Source organism: Shewanella yunxiaonensis (assembly GCF_018223345.1).
In the GTDB taxonomy this organism is placed as follows: Bacteria; Pseudomonadota; Gammaproteobacteria; order Enterobacterales; family Shewanellaceae; genus Shewanella; species Shewanella yunxiaonensis.
Map to the genome: position 1 here is coordinate 264,955 of NZ_CP073587.1, position 25,041 is coordinate 289,995.

General features: G+C 48.9%; 17 protein-coding genes, 2 tRNA genes and 2 rRNA genes. 12 read left to right on the top strand and 9 right to left on the bottom strand.

Annotated elements, in window-relative coordinates:
• Positions 1-69: 69 nt before the first annotated feature.
• The 4 genes from KDN34_RS01310 (at position 70) to rrf (KDN34_RS01325) (ending at position 639) form a co-directional block, all read left to right on the top strand.
• Positions 70-145, top strand: a tRNA-Val gene (locus KDN34_RS01310).
• Between the two features lie 62 nt (positions 146-207).
• Positions 208-323, top strand: a 5S ribosomal RNA gene (gene rrf, locus KDN34_RS01315).
• 92 nt (positions 324-415) lie between these two features.
• Positions 416-491: transfer RNA gene (locus tag KDN34_RS01320), tRNA-Thr, on the top strand.
• Positions 492-523: 32 nt separating this feature from the next.
• Positions 524-639: ribosomal RNA gene (gene rrf, locus KDN34_RS01325) — 5S ribosomal RNA — on the top strand.
• A 104-nt stretch (positions 640-743) separates the two neighbouring features.
• Here rrf (KDN34_RS01325) and mutT read toward each other — a convergent pair.
• The 9 genes from mutT to nadC form a co-directional block, all read right to left on the bottom strand.
• Complete coding sequence (gene mutT, locus KDN34_RS01330; protein ID WP_212595162.1) at positions 744-1,145, bottom strand: 8-oxo-dGTP diphosphatase MutT; 402 nt, start codon at positions 1,143-1,145, stop codon at positions 744-746.
• A gap of 6 nt (positions 1,146-1,151) precedes the next feature.
• Positions 1,152-1,367 (bottom strand): DNA gyrase inhibitor YacG, encoded by a 216-nt coding sequence (yacG, locus tag KDN34_RS01335; protein WP_212595163.1) that lies wholly within the window; start codon positions 1,365-1,367, stop codon positions 1,152-1,154.
• 48 nt (positions 1,368-1,415) lie between these two features.
• Complete coding sequence (gene zapD, locus KDN34_RS01340) at positions 1,416-2,150, bottom strand: cell division protein ZapD (RefSeq protein WP_212595164.1); 735 nt, start codon at positions 2,148-2,150, stop codon at positions 1,416-1,418.
• Between the two features lie 4 nt (positions 2,151-2,154).
• Positions 2,155-2,763 carry a dephospho-CoA kinase gene (coaE, locus tag KDN34_RS01345; protein WP_212595165.1) on the bottom strand — a complete coding sequence of 203 codons (609 nt, stop codon included), beginning with the start codon at positions 2,761-2,763 and terminating at the stop codon, positions 2,155-2,157.
• Positions 2,763-3,677 carry a prepilin peptidase gene (locus KDN34_RS01350; protein WP_212595166.1) on the bottom strand — a complete coding sequence of 305 codons (915 nt, stop codon included), beginning with the start codon at positions 3,675-3,677 and terminating at the stop codon, positions 2,763-2,765. The genes coaE and KDN34_RS01350 overlap by 1 nt, the downstream gene beginning before the upstream one ends.
• Positions 3,678-3,756: 79 nt before the next feature.
• Positions 3,757-5,025: a type II secretion system F family protein gene (locus KDN34_RS01355; protein WP_212595167.1), complete on the bottom strand. Its 1,269-nt coding sequence runs from the start codon at positions 5,023-5,025 to the stop codon at positions 3,757-3,759.
• Positions 5,026-5,089: 64 nt separating this feature from the next.
• Positions 5,090-6,796: a type IV-A pilus assembly ATPase PilB gene (gene pilB / locus KDN34_RS01360; RefSeq protein WP_212595168.1), complete on the bottom strand. Its 1,707-nt coding sequence runs from the start codon at positions 6,794-6,796 to the stop codon at positions 5,090-5,092.
• 33 nt (positions 6,797-6,829) lie between these two features.
• On the bottom strand, positions 6,830-7,228 hold the full coding sequence (locus KDN34_RS01365) for a prepilin-type N-terminal cleavage/methylation domain-containing protein (protein WP_212596477.1): 399 nt from the start codon (positions 7,226-7,228) through the stop codon (positions 6,830-6,832).
• 855 nt (positions 7,229-8,083) lie between these two features.
• Complete coding sequence (nadC, locus tag KDN34_RS01370) at positions 8,084-8,944, bottom strand: carboxylating nicotinate-nucleotide diphosphorylase (RefSeq protein ID WP_212595169.1); 861 nt, start codon at positions 8,942-8,944, stop codon at positions 8,084-8,086.
• A gap of 166 nt (positions 8,945-9,110) precedes the next feature.
• On the opposite strand from nadC, the gene ampD reads away from it, so the two are divergent.
• From ampD to KDN34_RS01410, 8 genes are all read left to right on the top strand, one after another.
• The gene (gene ampD / locus KDN34_RS01375) at positions 9,111-9,653 is read left to right on the top strand and encodes a 1,6-anhydro-N-acetylmuramyl-L-alanine amidase AmpD (RefSeq protein WP_212595170.1); all 543 of its coding nucleotides are present in this window, start codon (positions 9,111-9,113) and stop codon (positions 9,651-9,653) included.
• Positions 9,654-9,779: 126 nt separating this feature from the next.
• Positions 9,780-10,631, top strand: coding sequence for a beta-lactamase regulator AmpE (ampE, locus tag KDN34_RS01380; protein WP_212595171.1), 852 nt, complete (start codon positions 9,780-9,782; stop codon positions 10,629-10,631).
• Between the two features lie 345 nt (positions 10,632-10,976).
• Positions 10,977-11,729, top strand: coding sequence for a pyruvate dehydrogenase complex transcriptional repressor PdhR (gene pdhR / locus KDN34_RS01385; RefSeq protein ID WP_212595172.1), 753 nt, complete (start codon positions 10,977-10,979; stop codon positions 11,727-11,729).
• Positions 11,730-11,797: 68 nt separating this feature from the next.
• Positions 11,798-14,464, top strand: coding sequence for a pyruvate dehydrogenase (acetyl-transferring), homodimeric type (aceE, locus tag KDN34_RS01390; RefSeq protein WP_212595173.1), 2,667 nt, complete (start codon positions 11,798-11,800; stop codon positions 14,462-14,464).
• 12 nt (positions 14,465-14,476) lie between these two features.
• Positions 14,477-16,471, top strand: coding sequence for a dihydrolipoyllysine-residue acetyltransferase (gene aceF, locus KDN34_RS01395; RefSeq protein WP_212595174.1), 1,995 nt, complete (start codon positions 14,477-14,479; stop codon positions 16,469-16,471).
• A 154-nt stretch (positions 16,472-16,625) separates the two neighbouring features.
• Positions 16,626-18,056, top strand: a complete 1,431-nt coding sequence (lpdA, locus tag KDN34_RS01400; protein WP_212595175.1) for a dihydrolipoyl dehydrogenase — start codon at positions 16,626-16,628, stop codon at positions 18,054-18,056.
• A 168-nt stretch (positions 18,057-18,224) separates the two neighbouring features.
• Positions 18,225-22,670: an EAL domain-containing protein gene (locus KDN34_RS01405; RefSeq protein ID WP_212595176.1), complete on the top strand. Its 4,446-nt coding sequence runs from the start codon at positions 18,225-18,227 to the stop codon at positions 22,668-22,670.
• A gap of 82 nt (positions 22,671-22,752) precedes the next feature.
• Entirely contained in the window at positions 22,753-24,975 is a 2,223-nt protein-coding gene (locus KDN34_RS01410) for a patatin-like phospholipase family protein (protein ID WP_212595177.1), read from the top strand.
• The last annotated feature ends 66 nt before the right edge of the window (positions 24,976-25,041 follow it).

Sequence of the window (25,041 nt, forward strand, 5' to 3'; positions counted from 1 at the left end):
CAGATGGGTTTTAACCTTGAATGAATATGAATACTTGGTTGAAGTAGAGAACGAACTACTCACAGATAAGGTCGCTTAGCTCAGCTGGGAGAGCACCTGCCTTACAAGCAGGGGGTCACTGGTTCGAACCCAGTAGCGACCACCATTATTTGACAGCTTTCCGGATTGGTTGTTTTTGCGGATATGCGGAAACAACAACAGAATTTGTCTGGTGACAATAGCATTGTGGTCCCACCTGAACCCATTCCGAACTCAGAAGTGAAACACAATCGCGCCGATGGTAGTGTGGGGTCTCCCCATGTGAGAGTAGGTCATCGCCAGACGCCTATTTAGGTTTACCTTTGATAAAAGGTTAAATCAAAACGGCACATATTTGATCGCAGAATAGCGTAAGACGATTAAATTGCAGTTTTTCGCTGATATGGCTCAGTCGGTAGAGCGCATCCTTGGTAAGGATGAGGTCCCCAGTTCGATTCTGGGTATCAGCACCAGATACACTGTCAGTGTGACGGTAAAAGATTTGCTTGGTGACAATAGCATTGTGGTCCCACCTGAACCCATCCCGAACTCAGAAGTGAAACACAATCGCGCCGATGGTAGTGTGGGGTCTCCCCATGTGAGAGTAGGTCATCGCCAAGCGCCAAATAATGCAGAAGCCTCAGCGAAAGCTGGGGCTTTTTGCTTTTTACACTACTTAAGCGTGTAAGTAAGCACTATCCATGTGAATAGTGCTCATATTGCGGTTAGAGAAACTCGTCCAGGATTTTATCCAATATCGGCATATTGGCATCGGGAAACTGATATTGCGGTAATGCCGCAATATCTATCCAGGCAATTTGCTGGCCTTCAACACCGTAGGCTTCACCAGAAAACCCTGTCACCGTCATGATATCAAGCAATACCTGCTTATCTGGGTAGTCATAAGCAAGCTGCATGAAGGGCGCACAGTCAGTGACGGTTAAGCCGACTTCTTCTTGTAGTTCCCGATTAAGCGCTGTTGCCGTATCTTCGCCTGGCTCCACCTTACCGCCGGGAAACTCCCATTTGCCCCCTTGATGAAGGTGACCATGGCGTTTGGCTAAAAGGATCTGCTGACCGCGGATAATTACGCCTACCGCGACGTGAACGCGTTTATTTGTTGCCATATCTTATCAGTCTGGATCTTTGAAAAATTCGACATCCTCGTAACCGAGTTCATCGAGTAGTTGCGGATCAATTTCCGGCTTTACCGGAATGGTATATTTTTCCGAAGCCCATTCACCTAAGTCTATGAGTTTGCAGCGCTCGCTACAGAATGGTCGGAATTCTGCGGCAGAAGACCATTCAACCGGCTTCTGACATGTTGGACATTTAACAACTGTGGGCATTGGAATACGCCTATATTGCGATTCATTTACCCCGCCATGTTAATGATTTCAGCTACAGGTCGCCAGTAAGAATTTTACCGTCTGTTGCGAATGCTTCTGTTGCTCAAACTGGACAAAGTGAATGGCAAAGCGATTGCGATGACCGCTAATGGTCGGATAGCAGCCGTCATTGGCGTTTAACTTAACCCTGACCAGAGACAGTGCTTGCGGACTGCTATCGTGATAAAAGCCTGCATGAGCCACCGCTTCACGGTACTCGCTGCTCGCGCGGGTGAGTTGCATTAGCAGACTAATGGGATGCAACAGACACTGAAAATGTTCTACCCATTGCTGATACTCCTGCTGTCTCTCTGCCCACGGTTTTGCCAGCCAGAAGTGGAGCTGTGGCAGATCAAAGTTGCAGCAGGCTCCATTTAAATTAAGCTTTTGACGCACGGTGGCAATAAAGCGATTTTGCTTCAACTGAACGCCTGGGCGTTCTGGGGTTTGTAGCTGTTCACGCGCCAGTGAAAGTTGCTCCAGAAAAAAATCTGGTGGCTGATTGCTTAGCGCGGCTGCCGCAGATGATGTGTTCAGTTGCAGCAATAAGCGGTCGACATCTTTCAGCAATTCACTACGGAAATCGCAACGTTCAGCCAGTTCACAAAGTGAGAACAGCGGAAAGAAGCAACGATGCTGATGGTCTTCCTGTAAATGCGTATCGAGTTGGCGAGCAAGGTGCTCAAGGCGCAAATAGTTGCGTACTTTCTCATTCAATGGTTGTTCAAATACGAGTTCATTCATGGGATTACTGGGCTTTTTCTGATTGTTTTAAGTATTTATTATGCAGAGCCAGAATCTGAGACTTCAGTGATTCAACATCTCCTTCGTTGGTAATCACATCATTGGCTTTGGCCAACCGTTGTTCACGGCTGATTTGGCTGTCAATAATGTTAATAACCTGCGTTTTGGATACATGATCCCGGTCAATAGTTCGCCGGATTTGTGTATCCCTTCCAATATCTATCACTAAAGTGTGATTTACAAGACATTCGAGTCGATTTTCGAACAATAGCGGCACCACCAATATCGCATACGGAGAGGTTGCCGCTTTAGCTTGCGCTAACATGCGCTGACGGATCATCGGATGCAATAGCTGATTCAGCCACTCACGCTGCTTGGGGTCAGAAAATACCTGTTCGCGTAACAAACTCCGGTTTAAGGTGTCATCAGTATTCAGAATAGTTGTACCGAAATGCTGCACTATCTGCTGTAAACCTTCCGAACCTGGCGCTACCACTTCGCGGGCGACGATATCGGCATCTACAATCGTGACGCCTAACTCTGCAAACTGATTAGCAACAGTGGATTTACCGCTGCCAATACCGCCTGTGAGTCCCACGATATAGTCAGACATCAAAGGCCCCGCAGATACCAGCTAACGATATCATGGCCCCAAAGCAAGGCAATCCAACCCGCGATCACAATATAAGGGCCAAAGGGAATCGGATTATTACGTTGCATGCCTTTAAACAGCATCATTGACAGGCCGATGATGGCACCCACTGCCGATGACAGTAAAATGATCAGCGGTAGCATCTGCCAGCCCAGCCAAGCGCCAAATAGCGCCATTAACTTAAAATCACCGTAACCCATGCCTTCTTTGCCAGTGACCAGTTTAAATAACCAGAACACTGACCAGAGACTGAGATAGCCCGCAATAGCACCAATCACCGCATCGGTTAATGGCACAAATAGGCCAAAGTAGTTCGCTGCTAGCCCTAGCCATAAGAACGGCAGCGTAATCTGATCTGGCAGCAGCATTTCGTCCAGATCAATCCCGGCTAACGCGATTAAGGCAAACGTCAGTACTGCAGACAGCGCGAACTGCCAGGTGGGACCAAAATGCCAGGCGAGCGTCGCAACGAGAACCGCTGCGAGTAATTCAAAGAGTGGATAACGCGGGGAAATGGGTTGTTTGCAATCGGCGCATTTACCCCCTAATAACAGCCAGCCAATAATGGGCAGATTGTGCCAGGGCTTAATCGCAGATTTGCATTTGGGGCAGGTGGAGCCAGGGACAATCAGATTGAATTTTGGTGGAAGATTATCGATGGGTTTCAGCAGCTTTTTTTGATGTAACAGCTTAAACGCATCTGATTGATATTCTTCCAAATAGGCTTCGCATTCCTGCTGCCACTCTCGTTTCAGCATCACGGGGACACGATAGATCACCACATTGATAAAACTGCCAATTACAGCGGCGAAAACAAATGCTAAGCCAATGAACAGCCGGGGAAATTGGCTTAGCGTAGTAATAAACTCAGACATAGTTAATGATTTCTTTTAATTGTTATTTTAAAAAAGACTATAGGAAGTTAGGTTGAGTATGCCTCGAAAGAACACTTAATTAGCCACCAACTACTTTCCCTAGTTGGAAGATGGGCAGATACATACCGACAATGAGACTGCCGACTAGACCACCAAGCACCACCATCATAAGCGGTTCGATGAGACTGGATAAACCATCGACGGCATCGTCCACCTGCATTTCATAAATATTGGCAATTTTATTGAGCATATCGTCCAGTGAGCCAGATTCTTCGCCGATCATCACCATCTGGATCAACATATCGGGGAACAACTTAGTGGTACGCATGGCCACATTCATCTGCATCCCCGCCATCACTTCAGTACGCACATTCATTAGTGCTTTACGGTAAACGGCGTTACCGGCAGCACCAGCGGCTGATTCAAGCCCCTCAATTAACGGTACCCCGGCAGTAAAAGTGGTGGCTAAAGTTCGTGCAAATCGTGCCATGGCGCCTTTATGCAGGATTGGACCAATTAATGGAATCTTTAAAACTGCTTCGTCAATACGATCTCTGAACTTTTGTGAGTTACGATGCGCACGCACAAACAGCCAAATTCCCACAACTATTCCAATAAGAAAGAAATACCAAGAATTTTGTAACCATCTAGAAATGTTGATAATCATTTGAGTGAATGCGGGTAATTCGGCGCCAAAGCTGTTGAATATAGTCTCAAACTGAGGCACTACAAATAACAGCAACAGAGCTGTGACGGCAATAGCGACAACTACCACTGCAGCTGGGTAGAACATTGCTTTTTTGATTTTTGATTTCAGTGCTTCGGATTTTTCTTTATAGGTAGCAATTCGGTCAAATACTAAATCCAAAGCGCCTGAATGCTCCCCGGCAGCCACCAAATCTACGTACAGGTCATCAAAATATTGACGATGAGGTCGTAATGCTTCTGATAAAGGAATGCCCGATTGTACGTCAACTAAAATGGTACCCAACAAGTTGCGCATTTTCGGTTTTTCATGGCCGCGCCCCACTAAATCAATAGAAGTAACTAATGGCACCCCTGCCGCCAGCATTGTGGCAATTTGGCGAGTAACCATGGCGATATCCATGGGTTTGATTTTTTTGTTTTCATTACTAAACAAACCATTGGATTTTTTGACGACGGATTTGGGAATAATGCCTTGGCTTTTCAGCTGGTTTTTTATTTCTGTGGGAGAGGTTCCACGAAGTTCGCCACTGGTTTTTTTGCCGTCACGATTGGTACCTTTCCATTCGAAGGTATAGATGGTGGGCGCTTTCAGTTGTTTTTGCTTTTTGGCAGTTTTGCGGGTCGCAGTTGCTGTAGCCATAATCAAGTTCCTTTGCGCCTAGCTTGTATGAAGAATTATTTTGTAGTTTAGCTTCACTTATCGGTCAGAAACTAGTGACGCGGTTGACTTCGGCAATGCTGGTCACGCCCTCTATTACTTTTAGTAATCCCGATTGCCGTAGATCGCGCATGCCTTGCTCTTTCGCCATCTTAGCAATTTGTAAGGAATTACCGCCTTCCATAATCACCCGGGCGATTTCATCGGACATCTTCATCACTTCATAGATACCGACACGGCCTTTGTAACCGCCAGAACAGTGCTCACAGCCACAAGGCTTGTAAACCGTAAATCCTTGATCGACTTGTTCCTGACTGAATCCCAAATTTAGCAGCTCATGTGCGGGGATCTCTTCAGGTTGCCGACATTCGACGCACAAACGACGCGCTAATCGTTGCGCAATAATCAGATTCACTGAGCTGGCAATGTTATAGCCCGGAACGCCCATATTGACTAAACGAGTCAGGGTTTCTGCAGAGGAGTTAGTATGCAGGGTAGAAAGCACTAGGTGGCCTGTCTGCGCCGCTTTAATGGCGATTTCGGCGGTTTCCAGATCGCGGATTTCCCCGACCATCACTACGTCCGGGTCCTGACGCAGAAATGAACGCAGCGCCGAGGCAAAGGTGAGTCCGGCTTTAATATTGATATGAACCTGGTTGACGCCTTCGAGGTTAATTTCCACCGGGTCTTCAGCGGTAGAAATATTGCGCTCTTCGGTATTGAGAATATTGAGCCCGGTATACAGCGACACGGTTTTCCCGGAACCAGTCGGGCCAGTCACCAAAATCATCCCTTGCGGACGTGACAGCATCTCCAGATAAGCTTGCTTCTGATCTTCTTCATAGCCCAATTTCTCGATACCGAGCTGGGCTGAGGAAGAATCCAAAATACGCATTACAATTTTCTCACCCCAAAGGGTGGGCAGGGTACTGACACGAAAATCGATGCTTTTATTGCGGGACAGCTTCATCTTGATGCGGCCATCCTGTGGCACCCGACGTTCAGCGATATCCAGCTTGGACATCACTTTTAAGCGTGCAGAAATTCTTGAGGCCAAGTTAATGGGAGGCGCCGACATTTCATGTAAAATGCCATCAATACGAAAGCGGATGCGGTATTTCTTTTCGTAAGGTTCGAAATGCAAATCTGACGCTCCCTTACGAATGGCATCAGTTAAAATTTTATTAATATAGATAACAATTGGGGCATCATCAGCGGCTTCTGTAGGGTCATCTAGGCGATTCTCTGCATCAGCGACTTCAATTCCAGCCAAGGCATTTTCATCAATGCCACTGAGATCTAACGCGCTAATATCTTCTTCCAGCACTTTATCCAGCGCTTTGGCTAGTTTGTCTTCCTCTACCAGAATGGCTTCGGCATGCAGTCCGGCACTGAATTGGAAGTCTTCTAAAGCTGCAATATTGGTGGGGTCAGAGGTCGCAATATACAGGCGGTTACCGCGTTTAAATAGCGGCAAACAGCGATGCTTATCGATGAGTTTTCGGTTTAAAAACTCTTCCGGAATGCTGCTGATGTCGAACTCAGCCAAGTCCAGTAAAGGTGTGCCGTACTCTTCATAGCAGAGTTCGGCAATCGTACGAGCCGACAACAGTCTACTGGCCACCAAGGTGGTGACCAGTGACTGTTTGCCTTTTCGGGATTGCGCTACAGCCTCCGCGAGTCTGATTTCATCCAGTAGACCCTTACGTATAAAGAGAGTCGATAATCCTAAATGGAGACCAGTAGTTGGCATGGGGCTATATCGTTTCTTAGATTATGAAGCTACTTATAAACCAGCACCTTTTTTACACAATGCATCATCTGTTGAGACGACGCCGGTTGGTGTATATGTAACACCACCATTAGCATCAAAAGCAGCTGCTAATTTACATTTAGAACCAGCGTAGGCTAAAGAAACAGGAGTATTTAGCACAACAGTGGTGGGGTTAAGTGTTAACTTAGTGTTCTTTGCTACTTCTGCAGGGATATCTGTACAACCAATATCTGTTTGAATACAAGTTTGGATTTTCTGGGCGAAAGCACTAACTGCATTCATAGAAGCACTGCCATCAGCTTGAGTCACATAATCTTTATAAGCAGGCAGCGCGATAGCAGCCAAAATACCGATGATGGCAACGACGATCATCAATTCAATCAGGGTGAAGCCCTTAGTGTTGCGTTTCATACCTTTCATATCTCTCTCCGTTTAAAAACTGTTGCGGCATTACTGATGGTAGTGCGGCAGAGTTCCTTCTCATTTGGTCCTCGTCGAGGGTTCAAAAGAACTCCCGACCAGAAAACGCGAGACACGGAACACGGCATGCGTTACCTGTGTTAACTCTATTACTAATGCTAAACAAGCCTAAATTCAACCGGAATTCAGTTTGTTCAACATCCTCAGCGACCCCGTACACTAACGAGCTCATCGGCCGTTTTTGTGCACCGCCTTGTTGTGTCATCGATATCATACGCGTAGATATCGGTGACAACCAGTATCAGGTTAATCTCAGTTTCTGCCTACAGCAGCAAAATTTGTTGTTGAGTGTCACTATTGCCGTTATGTCAGGGCGCTATGCCCCAACGATGATGAGATTAATCCAGAAAATATGACATAAATGTTAAAATTGTAAAAATTAAAACAGCTGTAAATTTTACTGAATTTACTCTCGCCTACGGGCTGTAGGCCATAACGGCCATCTCGCCACGCCTAAAAGTTAGTACATTGTGAATCGAATGAAAATGCCTAAATCACATTTTTTTCGCATTTTTAATGGATTTTCCGTGAGTTGTGAGCCTTATTACAGTCGCATTACTGTCGTTAATTTGGCAGCGGCTGCGATAGCGTCAACCATGCTGCAAACGTCAAAAAAACTATGTTAACAAAATATCAGTTTGGATCGTTCTGAGGGGCGCTTTATCACGATTTACGAACCGCAAAATGACAATAAAAGTGATATTTTATGAATAATTTCAACAAAGACCGGGATTATTGCTGACTGACAATCCGGCGCATTTGTAAAACTATTCATTAACAATTGGCTTAACCTTTAAATCGCATGGATAGATCCAGTGCGCGCACATGTTTTGTCAACGCGCCGACAGAAATATAATCAACGCCGGTATTAGCAAAGGTAGTAATTGTTTCCAGTGTGACATTGCCGGAAACTTCGAGTTTGGCGCCTTTTTGCTGCTCAAGGTACTGTTTATTAAGTTCCACCGCGGCCAACATGTCGGTGATATTAAAATTATCCAGCATGATAATGTCGGCTTCGGCATCTAATGCTTGTCGTAATTCATCCAGATTTTCCACTTCGACTTCGACGGGTTTATCTGGCCGCAAGGCTCTGGCGGCATTAATGGCTTTAGCGATGCCACCACAAGCGAGAATGTGGTTCTCTTTAATTAAAAACGCATCGAACAGACCAATACGGTGATTTTTACCGCCGCCACAGGTGACGGCATATTTTTGGGCGGTGCGCAGGCCGGGAAGGGTTTTGCGCGTATCCAGCAACTGACATGAGGTGCCGGCGAGTTTATCACTGTAGATTTTGGTCAAGGTGGCGACACCTGACAGCGTCTGGATAAAGTTCATTGCCGTGCGCTCGCCCGTCAATAAGCTGCGGGCTGGGCCAGAAAGGTCGCAAAGTTTCTGATTCGGCACCAGCAAATCGCCGTCATCTACATGCCAGTGCAGCGCCACATTACCGCCCAGTTGATAGAATACCTGTTCGGCCCAGGCTTTGCCGCAAAACACCCCTTCTTCGCGGGTGATCAACACGGCTTCACCATGTTGGTCCTCTGGGATTAACAGTGCAGTGATATCACCTTCACTGGCATTGAGGTGGCCTAAATCCTCATCAAGAGCCGCTTTAACACTGACGCAAATGTCATTTTCCAGCATTTAACTGTCCTGAGATTAACTTGCTGAGCCTAGTAGCAAGATTAGCATATTGGGCAGTCTTAGCGCAGCTGTGTGTTGTAGACGCATGGGCATTTGCGGCGCTGAAGAATACTGGTAAAGTATTGAACAGCATTAATTTACTGCTACTGAACAAGGTTTGCACAGCGTGGACAGATATTGGTTTGAAGGCTGGTACCGCGACGCGCGGAAGTGTCCGTCACCTCATTTTAATGCGCGGCCCACCAACGAAGTGAGTTTGCTGGTGATTCACAACATCAGTTTGCCCGCCGGTTGTTTTGGCTTGCCTTATATTGAGCAGTTATTTCTGGGAACGCTGGACTGTCATGCCGATGCGAGCTTTGCGGAGCTACAGGGACTTGAAGTATCGGCGCACTTTCTGATCCGTCGTGACGGTGAAATCGTGCAGTTTGTCTCTTGTGACGAACGAGCCTGGCACGCCGGAGTCTCGAGTTTTGACGGACGCATTGGCTGTAATGATTTCGCGGTGGGGATTGAGCTTGAGGGCACAGATACTTCCGGCTATACCGATATTCAGTACCAACAATTACAGCAGCTTACCCGTGAATTGATGACAATTTATCCTATGATTGTCAAAGCGCGGATTGTCGGTCACTGCGATATTGCGCCGGGTCGCAAGACCGATCCGGGGCCAGGATTTGACTGGCAGCGATATTTGGCGGTGGTTTAACGGCGTTTTACGGTCATGGCCGAAATGTTGAGTACCAAGTTGTGACGTGAACGATACCTTTTCCAGCTCACGCAATAAGAAATTTCCTTTCCTGCCTATAACGCAGGATCGAAACTGGAGAGAAACATGGCTCTGTTTTCCCTGTTGGTCGCCATCATTATTGAGCGACTCAAGTTATTGCCGGGTGCCTTGCAGCTGGATAACGGTTTGCACTGGTATCAAAAGCATCTTTTTGCGGGCAATCTACTGCACTCATTGCCGGGGATGTTACTGGCATTATTGTTGCCCGCTGTATCGGTGGCGGTGCTGCTGTGGGTCGTTAATGGTTGGTTTTTCGGCTTGCCGACGCTGATGGTTTGGGTGGTATTTGGCATGGTGTGTTTTTCACACCAAAGGCAACGCGCGGTATTTAAGCGATATATGCAGGCTGCCTGTCGTGGTGATGTCGAAGCTTGCTATTTATATGCAGGTGAACTGGATTGCACCGACTGTGTGGATGCCGTTAGCGAAAAAGAACTGGGTGCCAGAGTCGGACAGATGGCCGCCTGGATTAATTATCGTTATTACGCCGCCGTCGCCTTGTTTTTAATAGTGTTTGGACCAGTAGGGGTAGTGTTTTACTGTACCGTACGTTTCTTTGCTGAAGAGCGGAAACGTCACGATGCTGACTGGCCGTTACTGCCGGGGCTGCTCTATGTGTTGGACTGGTTGCCCGCAAGACTGGTGGCACTCGGGTTTGTTTTCAGTGGTCAGTTTTCTTCCGGTTTTAGCCGGTGGCGTGAGTTAGCCTTCGATTGGCGCTGTAAACCCCGCAGCATTATTACCGGCGTTGCTGTGGCGGCGGAGGTGATGCCGGAAGCAACGTTAGCCCCTATCTGTGTGCGTTCCACGATAGCGTTGCTGGCGCTCAGTAAGCGTAATTTTGTGCTGCTGTTGACTATCTTGTCATTGCTAACCATTTTTGGTTGGGTCAGATAAGGTGTTCAGGTGCGGCTGATAAGGCGCTAATCATTGGCGTGCAGTGTCGTGAAAGACTTTTGCTGGTTTTTGTGGCGCTGATGCTGGTTTTGGCTGGCGGCAGACTATAATGTAGGCCGATACTCTGCTGATAATTGTCAGTAATAATGAAAATAATCGCGGATAGGCCATTAGACTTTAGGCTAATGGCTACCTTCCAAAACCTTGTTGTTTAGGGGATGCTCACATATTGTGGGTTTAATTGACGTAGATCACTATCTAGACAATAAAATTGTGATTTGTTAAAGTGCGCTCACCCGGAGGAATTGGTAAGACCAATTTACAAAATGGAGCTGAGTGCCCGTTATGGCTTATAGCAAAATCAGTCAGCCAAAAATTTCTGACGTTATCATGAATCAACTGGAGCAGATGATTCTTGAAGGCAGCTTGAAGCCTGGTCAAAAACTCCCTCCTGAACGTGAACTGGCATTGCAGTTCGAAGTTTCCCGCCCTTCTTTAAGGGAAGCCATCCAGAAGCTTGAAGCTAAAGGGTTGTTGCTGCGCCGCCAGGGTGGTGGCACCTATGTGAAGCAGCAATTGTGGCAAAGCCTGTCTGACCCAATTGTGGAATTGATGCAACACGACAGTGAAAGCCAATATGACTTGCTGGAGTTTCGTCATGCTACCGAAGGGATGATGGCTTATTTCGCCGCGCTGCGGGGTACTGATACGGATATGCAGAATCTGCAAGATTGTATCGACCGCGTGGAAAGTGCATCGGGGATTACTGAACAAGCCAGTGCGATTGTCGATTTCTACCGGACAGTGGCAGAAGCTTCGCATAACATGGCGATGCTGCATCTGGTACTGAGTTTAACAGCTGTGCTGCACAAAAATGTAGCCGAAAACCTAGAGCTTCTGAGCCGACGCGAAGAAGCCACCCACAAGGCTAACGAGCACCGGCGGGCTTTGCTTGCCGCGATCGTTCGTCGCGATCCTGAAGCCGCACGTGAAGCATCCAACGAACACTTGAGCTATATAGAGGAAGTCATGTTGTCGGTAAGGGAAGAAGACAGTCGGTTGCAGCGTAGCCTGCGCCGTTTGAAGAGCGGTGTGTAATCCGGGCGTTTTGGGCGCCGAGGACATCGCAATCACAACTTTTACAATGTATAGATAAGGACAGTGTCATGTCTGAAAATATGCTACAAGACTTGGATCCATTAGAGACTCAGGAGTGGCTGGATGCCCTGCAAGCAGTATTAGAGCAGGAAGGGCCGGAACGTGCTCATTATCTGCTGGAAAAGCTGATCGACAAGGCTCGTCGTAACGGTACTTATCTGCCGTACTCTGCAACAACTGCATACGTCAATACCATTCCTGCTGGTCAGGAACCGCAGATGCCAGGTGATCAGGGGCTGGAACGTCGTATTCGTGCGATTATCCGCTGGAACGCTTTGGCGATGGTGCTGCGGGGTTCCAAAAAGGATCTGGAGCTTGGTGGTCATATTTCCAGTTTTGCCTCTAGTGCCACTATCTATGACGTGTGTTTCAACCATTTCTTCCGTGCGCCTAACGCCAAAGACGGCGGTGATTTGGTGTACTTCCAGGGGCACATTGCGCCAGGGATTTATTCCCGTTCATTCCTCGAAGGTCGTCTGACTGAAGATCAACTGGCAAATTTCCGTCAGGAAGTGGATGGCAAAGGCCTGTCTTCTTATCCACACCCTAAACTGATGTCGGACTACTGGCAGTTCCCTACCGTATCGATGGGCTTGGGTCCAATTCAGGCGATTTATCAGGCACGTTTCCTGAAGTATTTGACTGACCGCGGCATTAAAGATTGTTCAGAACAGACCGTGTACTGCTTCCTCGGCGATGGCGAAGTGGATGAGCCAGAAGCCTTGGGTGCCATTGGTCTGGCCGCGCGTGAAGAGTTGGACAATCTGGTATTTATCATCAACTGTAACCTGCAGCGTCTGGACGGTCCGGTCCGTGGTAACGGCAAGATTATTCAGGAACTGGAAGGGGAATTCCGCGGCGCTGGCTGGGAAGTGGTCAAGGTGATCTGGGGCCGCTACTGGGATCCGCTGTTAGCTCGCGATACCAGTGGTAAGTTGCTGCAGTTGATGGAAGAAACCGTTGACGGTGAATACCAGAACTGTAAAGCCAAAGGAGGTGCCTGGACGCGCGAACACTTCTTTGGCAAGTACCCTGAGACTGCCGAGATGGTTGCCAACATGTCTGATGATGACATCTGGCGTCTGAACCGTGGTGGTCATGATCCGGTGAAGATTTATGCGGCGTTGCAGCACGCCAAGAATACCAAAGGTCGCCCAACTGTGATTCTGGCCAAGACCGTAAAAGGTTATGGTCTGGGTGATGCCGGTGAAGGTAAAAATATCGCGCACAACGTGAAGAAAATGGATATCGAATCTATCCGTTACTTCCGTGATCGTTTCAATATCCCAATTCCTGATGACAAACTGGATGAAGTCCCTTTCTACCATCCAGGTCCAGATTCAGAAGAAGTGAAATACCTCAAGGCTCGTCGTGAAGCTTTAGGCGGCTATCTGCCTTCTCGTCGTCAGAAGTTCACTGAAGATCTTGATGTGCCATCATTGAAGATTTTTGACGCCGTACTGAAAGGCTCTAATGGTCGCGAAATCTCCACTACCATGGCGTTTGTGCGGGTGCTGACCGCGTTGCTGAAAGACAAAGGTGTCGGCAAAAATATCGTGCCGATCATTCCTGATGAAGCCCGTACCTTTGGTATGGAAGGTCTGTTCCGCCAGGTTGGGATTTATGCTCATGAAGGGCAGAAATACGTGCCTCAGGATAAAGACCAGGTGGCTTACTACCGTGAAGATAAGTCTGGCCAGGTATTGCAGGAAGGGATTAACGAACTCGGCGCGATGGCATCCTGGGTTTCTGCGGCGACCAGTTATTCCGTTAACGATTCACCGATGATCCCGTTCTACATCTACTACTCCATGTTCGGTTTCCAGCGTATCGGCGATCTGGCCTGGGCGGCAGGTGACCTGCGTGCTCGTGGTTTCCTGGTCGGCGGTACTTCAGGTCGTACAACGCTGAACGGTGAAGGTTTGCAGCATCAGGACGGTCACAGCCATATCCTGGCGAACACCATCCCAAGTTGTATCAGTTATGATCCGACTTACGGCTATGAAATTGCCGTGATTGTTCAAGATGGTATCCGCCGTATGTATGGCGAAAATCAGGAAGATATCTTCTACTACCTGACCACCATGAACGAAAACTACGTGCAGCCGGAAATGCCAGAAGGCGTGGAAGAAGGCATTGTAAAAGGTATCTACAAACTGGAAAGTGTTGCTGGCTCCGGCAAAGGTAACGTGCAGCTGATGGGCTGTGGCACTATTCTGGAACAGGTACGTAAAGCGGCTCAGGCGTTGGCAAAAGATTACGGTATCAGTGCTGATGTGTTCAGCGTTACCAGCTTCAATGAACTGGCGCGTGAAGGTCAGGATTGTGAACGCTGGAATATGCTGCATCCAACTGAAACGCCAAAAGTGCCATACGTTGCTAAAGTGTTGTCCAAGGATGCACCGGCAATTGCGGCCAGTGATTATATGAAGCTTTACGGTGAACAGTTACGGGCGTTTGTACCAACGGATTACAAAGTATTGGGTACCGATGGTTTCGGGCGTAGCGATAGCCGCGCTAATCTGCGCCACCACTTTGAAGTGGATGCCACTTACATTGTGATTGCAGCGCTGAAATCCTTGGTGGATCGTGGCGAATTGCCAGTTGATGTGTTGACTAAAGCAATCGCTGAATACGGTATCGATACCGATAAGATCAACCCACTGTTCGCGTAAGAGGGAAACAGAATGGCAGATTTAAAAGAAGTACTGGTGCCCGATATCGGCGGTGACGAGGTGCAGGTGATTGAGATCTGTGCCAGCGTAGGCGACAGCCTGGCTGCTGAAGACGCCATTATTACCGTTGAGAGTGATAAAGCGACGATGGATATCCCGGCACCATTTGCCGGGGTACTGCAAGCGCTGAAAGTAGCGGTGGGCGATAAAGTCTCTGAAGGTACCTTGATTGCGTTGTTGGCGGCTGAAGGTGCTGCTACGGCACCACAAGCGGCAAAAGCAGAAGCTCCGAAAGTTGAGCCGGTTAAAGCCGAAGCGCCTAAAGCAGCAGCTGTTGCTACCGCCCCAGTCGTTGCGGCGGCGAGTCAGGTGATTGAAGTAACCGTACCTGATATTGGCGATGCTAAAGATGTCGACGTGATTGAAGTGCTGGTGAAAGAAGGCGATAGCATCGAAGCCGATGCCGGTCTGATCACACTGGAAACTGACAAAGCCACAATGGACGTACCGGCACCGCAGGCGGGTGTGGTGAAATCACTCAAAATCAAAGTCGGTGACAAGGTTTCTGAAGGTTCCTTGATCCTGTTATTGGAAGTTGCTGGCGGCGCCGCTGCTGCCCCAGCGCCAGTCGCTGCAGAACCTGCGCCTGTTGCCGCACCTGTTGCTCCAGTAGCTGCACCAGTGGCAGCCGCTCCAGCCGTTGCTTCCATACAGGAAATTAAAGTACCCGATATCGGCGGTTCTACCGATGTTGATGTCATAGAATTGCTGGTCGCTGTTGGCGATATCGTCAGCGTAGACCAGGGGCTGATTACCCTGGAAAGCGATAAAGCGACCATGGAAGTACCCGCACCAGTTGCAGGCAAGGTGACTGAGCTGATCGTCAAGGTCGGAGATAAAGTTTCTGAAGGCAGTATCATTGCCAAGGTGGAAGTGCAGGGAGTGGCCGTTGCCGCTTCAGCCCCAGCCCCACAGGCAGAAACACCTGCACCAGCACCAACTGCAGCTCCGGTGGCCGCGGCGCAACCAAGTCGCCCACCCGTACCGTATCATCCAAGTGCTGGCGTACAGCCAAGCACCGGCGTTGTGTTTGCCTCGCCATCAGTGCGCCGTTTAGCGCGTGAGTTTGGTGTGGACTTGAGCCTGGTCAAAGGTTCTGGTCGCAAAGGTCGCATCCAGAAAGAAGATGTTCAGGCCTATGTCCGCTATGAACTGTCACGACCCAAAGCCTCGGCTGCGACAGCCGTCGGTGGCGGTAATGGTCTGCAAGTGATTGATGCGCCTAAAGTCGATTTCAGTAAGTTTGGTGAAGTGGTCGCAGTGCCGCTGACGCGTATTCAGAAAATCTCTGGTCCGAATCTGCATCGTAACTGGGTCACAATCCCTCATGTTACCCAATTCGACGAAGCTGATATCACCGAGCTGGAAGCTTTCCGTAAACAGCAGAACGAACTGGCTGCCAAGAAAAAGCAGAACATCAAGTTCACCCCGCTGGTGTTTATGATGAAAGCCGTAGCGAAAGCCTTGAAGGATTTTCCGACATTCAACTCCAGTCTGAGCCCGGATGGCGAATCCCTGATCCAGAAAAAGTACTACCACATTGGCGTAGCAGTCGATACGCCTAATGGTCTGGTGGTGCCGGTATTCCGCGACGTGGATAAGAAAGGCATCGTGGAACTGAGTCAGGAATTGGCGGACATCTCTGCTAAGGCCCGTGATGGCAAACTGAAAGCGGCAGATATGCAGGGCAGCTGTTTCACTATCTCCAGTCTGGGTGGTATTGGTGGTACTGCATTTACCCCAATCGTTAACTATCCGGATGTCGCAATTCTCGGCGTGTCTAAGTCTGAGTTTAAGCCGAGGTGGAATGGTAAAGAGTTCATTCCGCGCCTGATGTGTCCGTTATCTTTGTCATACGATCACCGGGTGATTGACGGAGCACTGGCCGCGCGTTTCAGCGTAACGCTGTCAAGCTACCTGTCTGACATTCGGACATTAATTATGTAATCACTAAGGCTGACCAATTGGGTCAGCCTTACGTTTTATTGTGGCCACGGTCATCTAAAGGTTAAAATGCAGCCACTTTCATGACGGTAAAGTGGTTGAAGGCTCCAAGGTTGGGCTGGCCGTCCCGACGGACTGAAACAAATCAGAGGAAAAAATGAGTAACGAAATCAAAACACAGGTTGTGGTATTAGGTGCCGGCCCCGCAGGCTATTCAGCCGCTTTCCGTGCAGCGGATCTGGGTCTGGAAACAGTGATTGTTGAACGTTACAGCACTCTTGGCGGTGTTTGCCTGAATGTGGGTTGTATCCCTTCCAAAGCCTTGCTGCATGTTGCCAAAGTGATTGAAGAAGCCAAACACATGGCAGCTAACGGTGTCACTTTCGGCGAACCACAGATCGATATCGATAAATTGCGTGCATTTAAAGAAAAAGTGATTAGTCAGCTGACCGGTGGTCTGGGCGGCATGTCTAAGATGCGCAAAGTGAAGGTGGTTAACGGTTTCGGTAAATTTGCTGGTCCTAACAGCATTGAAGTGACTGCTGAAGATGGTAGCAAGACTACGGTTAACTTTGACAACGCCATTATTGCTGCGGGTAGCCGTCCGATCCAATTGCCATTCATTCCTCATGAAGATCCTCGGATTTGGGACTCTACTGATGCTCTGGCATTGAAAGAAGTGCCTAACAAACTGCTGGTAATGGGTGGTGGGATTATCGGTCTGGAAATGGGGACTGTGTACTCTGCTCTGGGTAGCGATATCGAAGTGGTGGAAATGTTCGATCAGGTGATCCCTGCCGCTGACAAAGATATTGTGAAAAACTTCACCAAGCAGATCAGTAAGAAATTCAAGCTGATGCTGGAAACCAAAGTGACAGCTGTCGAAGCCAAAGATGATGGCATTTATGTCACTATGGAAGGCAAGTCTGCACCTGCTGAACCCGTGCGCTATGATGCCGTGCTGGTGGCCATCGGTCGTACCCCTAACGGTAAGCTGATTGATGCTGACAAAGCTGGCGTGAAGATCGATGAACGTGGTTTTATCAATGTTGATAAGCAGATGCGTACCAATGTGCCACACATCTTCGCAGTGGGTGACATCGTCGGTCAGCCAATGCTGGCGCACAAAGGCGTGCATGAAGGCCATGTGGCGGCAGAAGTGATCTCTGGTCTGAAACACTTCTTCGATCCGAAAGTGATCCCCTCTATCGCCTACACCGATCCAGAAGTGGCGTGGGTAGGTGTGACTGAAAAGCAGGCAAAAGAACAAGGTATTGCATACGAAACTGCAGTATTCCCATGGGCTGCCAGCGGTCGTGCGATTGCGTCAGAAGCTAGCGAAGGGATGACCAAGCTGATTTTTGATAAAGATACTCACCGTATCATTGGTGGTGCACTGGTTGGGGTAAATGCCGGTGAACTGCTGGGCGAAATCGGGTTGGCCGTGGAAATGGGTTGTGATGCAGAAGATATCGCGCTGACTATCCATGCACATCCAACACTGCATGAATCTATTGGTCTGGCTGCGGAAATCTACGAAGGTTCTATTACTGACCTGCCTAATCCTAAGGCGAAAAAGAACAAGTAATCGCTGAGTTGAGCGATTAACCTAAAGCCCAGACCTCCATCTGGGCTTTTTTTATGTGTAAAGGTGATTGACGAAAGTATCGGCTGTATATGTAAATAAAATGTGTTTATATGGTATCGTCCCAGTCAGAGCCTGGTTTTTTAATCTAAGTGGCCGTTGTTGTCAGGAATGAACAGACAGATATTTGCAATAGTGGTATGCGTTATTTACCTGTTACTGGGTAGCTCCTGCGCTATTGCCGGTGAGTTAGTGCAGCGCGTATTTTCTGCCAGAGATGGTCTGGGAAATTCTGCCATTCAGGATATGACCACGGACGACTACGGGTTTATTTGGCTGGCGACCGAGCAGGGCTTGTATCGTGTCAGTAATAACGTGGTGCGGCGCGTTGATAAATCTGCAACTAATTCCCGCCTGGATGAAGAGTACTTTCTGTTAGTCGCTAAAGTCGATCATCAATATCTGCTGACGGTGACTGAACGTAATACCTACCTATACAACATTCACAACAATTCGTTTCGCCGTTTCGGCTCACCAACGTTTTTTCCCGATTTTGATGGTAGCGCCCTAAGAGCTACGGCGCCGTTACCAAACGGCGATCTGCTGTTGCTCTCGGCGCAGGGCAAAGTCTGGCGGCTTTCAAAAGATGTTCAACAACTACGCGAGCTGTTTAGTCTTCCGAAAATGACAGATGGCAGTTGGAACCGCATGTTGTTACTAAGTGATGGTCGTTTAGTGTTGGGTAACACTCAGCACCTGTGGCTATACGATCAGCAGGGCAACGCATTAGCGTCATTGCCATGGAAACGTGCATCCGGCAGTGTTTACAGCTTGTATCAGGACAGCCAAAACCGCGTATGGATTTCCGGCGGTGACGGTTTATACCAGTTGGATCTCGAAACACTAAAGATTGCTATCGTGCCGCAAATACCATACTTGTGCCGCATGGTGGCTGAGGATGAAAAAGGTAATCTGTGGGTCGTTATCCGCGGTGGACTGCTGAAATATTTCCCCAATGAACACCGGATTATTTCCTATAAAGATCAACTGAAGCAACGCGCTGGGATCGACAGCCCGAATGCGCTGTTAATTGATCGACATGGACTGGTATGGGTTGCCGGAACCGGGAATCCGTTGGCGATTCTGGCAGAGAAACCTGATTTTTTGTTGGACAGTATCAGTAATGATCCCCCGTATAAATTGAATATTGATACGGTGTGGTCCATCGCCGCCGATGATAGCTCGCTCTGGCTTGGCAGTAACGGAGCGTTATATCAGGTCAATCTCACCAGCAAAATCTCGGATCGCTACGGAATCGAAGGGATGGACCCGAGTGATAGCATCTATCGCATCGATGCGATAGATGCAGCACATTGGCTGTTATCGACGACCAATGGCTTGTATATCTTCGATAAAGTTGCCCATAAAGGGACTCGACTAGTTACCACTGAGGCTCCAGCGGGGGTGCTTGCTCATAAAGGCATATATAACGTGCTGCATGAAGGTAAAAATTGGTGGCTCGGGACAAATTATGGGCTGTATCACTGGGTACAAGGGGGGGATATTGAACGTATCCACCTCCCAGGCGTAGACACTGACCAAGAGCGTCTCGTGGTCTTTGGTTTATATCGAGACTGGCAACATCGCTTGTGGGTGGGTGGTGACAAATTCTTAGGATATTTCGATAGCACTGAAGTTTTTCATCGGATAGAAAGCGTCAATAGTGACGTGTTAAAGAAATCGATGATCAATCAGATACTGCAAGTGAGCGATGATACCTTCTGGCTCGGCACGCGCAGTCTCGGTATGCAGGCATTGAATATTAAAACCTCGGAGATCCACAGTCTGACCGACCAATGGCAGGTCGAGTGTGATGGTGTGTATTTCCTGGAAGATACCAAAGATTTTAGAGTGGTGGGCTGTCCGAAAAAAATCATCCGGCAGAATAAGCACAACGGCGAATTATTGGTTCTGGGTTATACCGATGGCTTGATCGCACCGGAGCTTAACGAAGGTGCCATCTATTATGATGCGGCCAAAGGGTTGTATGTCGGAACTCCGGAAGGGGTGATGTTACTGGATGTCCCCCATATGAAAAACCGTATTGCTGATCTCGGTGTCGTGTTGGAGTCAGTGTCGGTTTATTTTGAAAATAGCACTATGGTCAGTATTGTGCCCCATCCGGGGATGCAGATAGCACCAGGTGCTAAGCTCATCAGTTTTCAGTTATCCAACAGCAATTATCTGGGGGATGCCGCCACCAGCATTAAATATCGTCTGCGTGAGCCGGGAAGAAATCAAACGCCGAATTATTTGCTGTTAGAAAATCAGTCTCAAATCAACCTGGCGGGGCTGAAAGGTGGCACCTATAACCTCGAGGTGGTGGGGCAGGTCAATGGCGTCTGGAACAAAACCCCGGTGGTGTTCCCATTTGAAGTGCGGATCCACTGGTGGGAAAGCAACTGGTTCCGTGCGTTGTGGATGCTGTCGCTGTTAGCCGCATTGATAGGCATCATTATCTACCGCCATCGGCAGGTATTGCGTTTCCGTGAGATTAACCACGCGTTAACCGAGAGTGATGACCGTCTACGGCAATCGTTGCGCGGCAGTGATTCCGATCTCTGGGAATGGTACCGGCAAGATAATCTATTCTATCTGGATAATCATGGCGATGTGCTAGGCATGAATAGCGACCAACTGACGGTGAAGTTTGGTGGTTTTCCAATGCACCCGGATGATCGGCCACGCGTGGAACAGCAATGGCAGCAAGTGCTGAATGGTAACTTGGCGAGCTTTGATGCGGAATACCGCTATAAACGTAGCGATGGGCATTGGGGCTGGATAAAAGTGCGCGGGCGTCCGGTGAACTGGGATCCAGAAACCGGCGCCATATTAAAAATTGCCGGTATTTATAGCGAAGTGACTACCGCTAAACGGCTGGAAAGCGAGGTCAGCCTGTTGGCGCGCGCCTTTGAAAACACCTCTGAAGGGGTGTTAATTCTGGATGCCAACGAGTTCATTGAGGTGGCGAATCGCGCAGCAGAAGAGTTGGTAGGGATCAGCCGTCAGGAGATGACCGGTAAGCAGGTCGGGGAAGTCATGTGTTCCGGCGACGGTAAAGCGGCGCATGTGGCTCCATTGCTGGAGGGGCGCAGTTCCTGGACTGGCGAGCGCGAGTTGATGAGCCGCAATCGCAGCAGTTTCCCGGTGTGGCTGAATGTCTCGGCGATGAAGGACAATTTTCAGCAGTTACGTCATTATGTTATTGTCTTTTCAGATATTACCGAACGAAAACAGTCAGAGGCCGAGCTTAGAAAGCTGGCGAATTATGACGTCCTGACGGGCTTACCTAACCGCAGTCTGTTTGCGGTGCGCTTGGAGCAGGCGATAACGCGAGCCAGTAAGGATAACGGCAAGTTAGCGCTGCTGTTCCTCGACTTGGACCGTTTCAAGCAAGTAAATGATTACTATGGCCACAGCATGGGTGACGCCTTGCTGGTGGAGGCTGCTAACCGCTTACAGTCGGTGCTGGATGAAGGTCAACTGCTGTGCCGGTTTGGGGGGGATGAATTTGTCATTCTGGTGAATTCTGGGGATGTCGATTTAATCAACCGTCTGTGTGATCGCTTATTGTCGCAAATTGCCCAACCGTTTAGGTTATTTGGCCGCGAATTCTTTGTTTCAACCAGTATCGGTATCAGTATCTGGCCCGATGATACTGAGCAGCCCGAAAACCTGATTAAAAACGCCGATCAAGCCATGTATCACGCCAAAGATTCTGGTCGCGGTAATTTCCAGTACTACTCCCGGGAACGTAACGCTGAGGCGCTGTACCACATGCGCTTAGAAGGCGACTTACGGCGAGCCATCGAGCAGGATGAATTTGAACTCTGGTATCAGGGGCAATTTGACCTGCTGCAGGATGACCGCTGTATCGGGGCAGAAGCACTATTGCGTTGGCGGCATCCTCAGGATGGCTTTGTGCCGCCGGATATCTTCATTAAAGTGGCGGAGAGTTGCGGCCTGATCATTGATATTGATCGTTGGGTGATGCACCGCGCTTGTCTCGATGGCGCGCGTTTATGTCAGCAGTTTAGCAATCTCAATTTCAGCATCTCAGTCAACGTCAGTGCGGTACATTTTCGGCAACCCGATTTCATCGAGTTTGTGCTAGACACCTTGCAGCAAACTGGCATGCCGGCGAATCGTCTGACGCTGGAGATTACCGAAGGGGTGTTGATGAAAGAGCTGCACATTGCAAAGCAGCATCTGAGGCGTCTGCGTAAACATAACATTGAAGTCGCGATTGATGATTTTGGTACCGGTTACTCTTCGTTGGCCTATCTGCGTAACTTCCAGGTTAATGCGTTGAAGATCGATCGCTCCTTCCTGTTGGACATTGCCACTAATTCCGCGGACCAGGCCATTGTGAGCAGTATTATCGAACTGGCCCGTAACCTGAAGCTGAGCGTCGTTGCTGAGGGCGTTGAAACCAAAGAGCAACTGGAACAGGTGTTCAGCCGTGGTTGTTATGTGATTCAGGGGTACTATTTTGCCAAGCCGGCGCCGCTCGAGATGTTGGAGCAGCAATTGTTGCAATATCAACCAGTGCAATAATATCGCTGTGTTGTAGATTCTTTTTACCCGGGCTTCTCTGTTAAGATATGCCGGTCATTTGCTGAACAGAATCCGTGCCATCATGTCATCATTTTTTCCCCGTCTGCTCACCCTGTTTGCGCTTTGCTGTGCTTTTGCTGCGGCGGCGTCAGACCGTCCAAAAATTGGTTTGGTGCTCAGTGGTGGGGGCGCTAAAGGGGCCGCACACGTTGGCGTGTTAAAAGTGTTAGAGGCTAACCATATCCCGGTGGATTATATCGCGGGTACCAGTATCGGCGCTTATGTGGGCGGAATGTATGCGTTGGGATACAGCGCCGATGACATTGAAAAGCTGATGATGAAGCAAAACTGGTCCAGCGGTTATTCGGATCTGATCCCTCGTGAACAACTGGCGTACCGGGAAAAGCAAACGCGTGATCAGTACAATATTCCACTGAATCTGGGGATTCGCGATGGCGAGGTGCAGGCCCCAAGCGGCGTGTTACTGGGGCAGAGCATGTCGCGGTTATATCGCAATACGACCGGTCTGGTACCGGAGTACAGCAGTTTTAATGATTTGGCGATCCCCTTTCGCGCGGTGGCGACTGATCTGGAAACTAGCCGTCCGGTGATCCTCAGCAGTGGCAGTTTGGTGCAGGCGATGCAAGCCTCTGCCACCGTCCCCGGCGCGCTGCAGCCCGCAGTGATTAACGGCAAAATTCTGGTGGATGGTGGTATCGCCAACAATATGCCGGTCGACGTGGTAAAAGCCATGGGGGCCGATATTGTTATTGCCGTGGATATCGGTTCGGAGCTGGTCAAAAAGAACCAGCTCAATGGTGCGGTGGCGGTGCTGAACCAGTTATCCACTATGCTGACTCAGGCCAGTACTGAACGGCAGAAATTACTGCTGACAGAACGAGATATTTTAATCCGGCCCAATATTGATTCGCTGAGTACCACAGACTTTTCTGATATGCCCAAAGCGCTGCATGCGGGCGAAGTTGCCGCGAAAGCATTGTTACCTGAATTGCGACGACTGGAACTGTCTGCCGCAGACTATACCGCTTATGAAAAACATAAAAAGGCTATCGCTGGCAGTTGGCTGGAGGATGTGCAGCGGCCGGTGACCCAGATTGTTTACCACAATGATGCCAAAGTCAGCCACTCGCTGTTGAGTCAAGTGCTGGGGATTAACGTGGGGGATGTGGTTACCAAGGCGCAGTTGGATGATGCGATCAACCGGTTATATTCGCTCGACAAGTTTGAACGAGTCAGCGCCGAATTTGAAGACACAGACCAAGGTCGGGTGCTGACAGTAACCACCAAGGCCAAATCCTGGGGGCCTAACTATTTGCGGTTTGGTTTTAACTGGGAAGATGATTTTTCGATGGACTCGGCGGTCACGTTGGACTTTGCGTTGACCATGAAAGATTTAACCGAAAACGGTGGTGAGTGGCGTAACGAAGCGAAGCTTGGTTTTGAAAAGATGCTGGGTACAGAGTTTTATCAGCCACTGGATGCAAACCAGCAGTTTTATGGCCGGGCGCGTTATCAGTATGAAGAGAAATCCTGGGATATCTTCAATTCTAATATTCTTTATTATCAATTGGATCGCAGTACCCATCAGATCGATCTCGGTATTGGCTATAACTATTTACCTGAAGGCTTGCTGGAACTGGGACTGACGGTTGATAGCGGCCGAATTTCCAACATCATTGCGGTTGATGATATCGACTTTACGACATACGGGACTTACTTCAAATTTGCTTATGATTCGTTGGATAACATCAGTTTTCCAACCACCGGCAACCGTGTCACCGTCAATGTTTACCTGCGGAACGAAAAATATAACGGCGGCTTAGTGGCGGGGCCTGACCGCTCGTTGCAGATCCAGGCGGATTGGAAAGGTGTTGTCAGTGTGGGCAGTCATTCGTTTGTGGGCAAGGCTTCCTATGCCTCTGTCAACAAGGATGGCGATGAGAACTTCTCCATCTACGTGTCGGATCTTGGCGGCTTCCTTAATCTCTCCGGCTATCATAAAAACTCGCTCGCGGGTGCCCAGAAGTTGTTTGGCGCCTTTATTTATCAATATGATCTTGGGCGCGATGTGCTGGGGATGAAGGATTATCCACTTTACCTCGGAAGCAGTATTGAAGCGGGGAATGTCTGGGGCGTGGGTGAACATGTGGAACTCAATGATCTGATATATGCCGGCAGCCTGTATCTGGGCACCAATACACCATTGGGCCCGGCAGCATTGGGCATGGGCCTCAGTGATGATGGTCAAAAGACCATGTACCTGTTTATTGGTAAAAACTTCTGATCCAGGCTTCATAGATCCTTACAAAAATCGGCTATTGGCCGGGTAGTGGCGATGCTAAGGTGTCAG

What these genes read in the sequence shown, in the direction of transcription:
- pilB (WP_212595168.1), bottom strand. Translation starts at nt 6,796, where the DNA reads ATGCCAACTACTGGTCTCCATTTAGGATTATCGACTCTCTTTATACGT.
- nadC (WP_212595169.1), bottom strand. Translation starts at nt 8,944, where the DNA reads ATGCTGGAAAATGACATTTGCGTCAGTGTTAAAGCGGCTCTTGATGAG.
- ampE (WP_212595171.1), top strand. Translation starts at nt 9,780, where the DNA reads ATGGCTCTGTTTTCCCTGTTGGTCGCCATCATTATTGAGCGACTCAAG.
- pdhR (WP_212595172.1), top strand. Translation starts at nt 10,977, where the DNA reads ATGGCTTATAGCAAAATCAGTCAGCCAAAAATTTCTGACGTTATCATG.
- KDN34_RS01410 (WP_212595177.1), top strand. Translation starts at nt 22,753, where the DNA reads ATGTCATCATTTTTTCCCCGTCTGCTCACCCTGTTTGCGCTTTGCTGT.
- aceE (WP_212595173.1), top strand. Translation starts at nt 11,798, where the DNA reads ATGTCTGAAAATATGCTACAAGACTTGGATCCATTAGAGACTCAGGAG.
- KDN34_RS01405 (WP_212595176.1), top strand. Translation starts at nt 18,225, where the DNA reads ATGAACAGACAGATATTTGCAATAGTGGTATGCGTTATTTACCTGTTA.
- mutT (WP_212595162.1), bottom strand. Translation starts at nt 1,145, where the DNA reads ATGGCAACAAATAAACGCGTTCACGTCGCGGTAGGCGTAATTATCCGC.
- KDN34_RS01365 (WP_212596477.1), bottom strand. Translation starts at nt 7,228, where the DNA reads ATGAAACGCAACACTAAGGGCTTCACCCTGATTGAATTGATGATCGTC.
- lpdA (WP_212595175.1), top strand. Translation starts at nt 16,626, where the DNA reads ATGAGTAACGAAATCAAAACACAGGTTGTGGTATTAGGTGCCGGCCCC.
- aceF (WP_212595174.1), top strand. Translation starts at nt 14,477, where the DNA reads ATGGCAGATTTAAAAGAAGTACTGGTGCCCGATATCGGCGGTGACGAG.
- coaE (WP_212595165.1), bottom strand. Translation starts at nt 2,763, where the DNA reads ATGTCTGACTATATCGTGGGACTCACAGGCGGTATTGGCAGCGGTAAA.
- zapD (WP_212595164.1), bottom strand. Translation starts at nt 2,150, where the DNA reads ATGAATGAACTCGTATTTGAACAACCATTGAATGAGAAAGTACGCAAC.
- KDN34_RS01350 (WP_212595166.1), bottom strand. Translation starts at nt 3,677, where the DNA reads ATGTCTGAGTTTATTACTACGCTAAGCCAATTTCCCCGGCTGTTCATT.
- KDN34_RS01355 (WP_212595167.1), bottom strand. Translation starts at nt 5,025, where the DNA reads ATGGCTACAGCAACTGCGACCCGCAAAACTGCCAAAAAGCAAAAACAA.
- yacG (WP_212595163.1), bottom strand. Translation starts at nt 1,367, where the DNA reads ATGCCCACAGTTGTTAAATGTCCAACATGTCAGAAGCCGGTTGAATGG.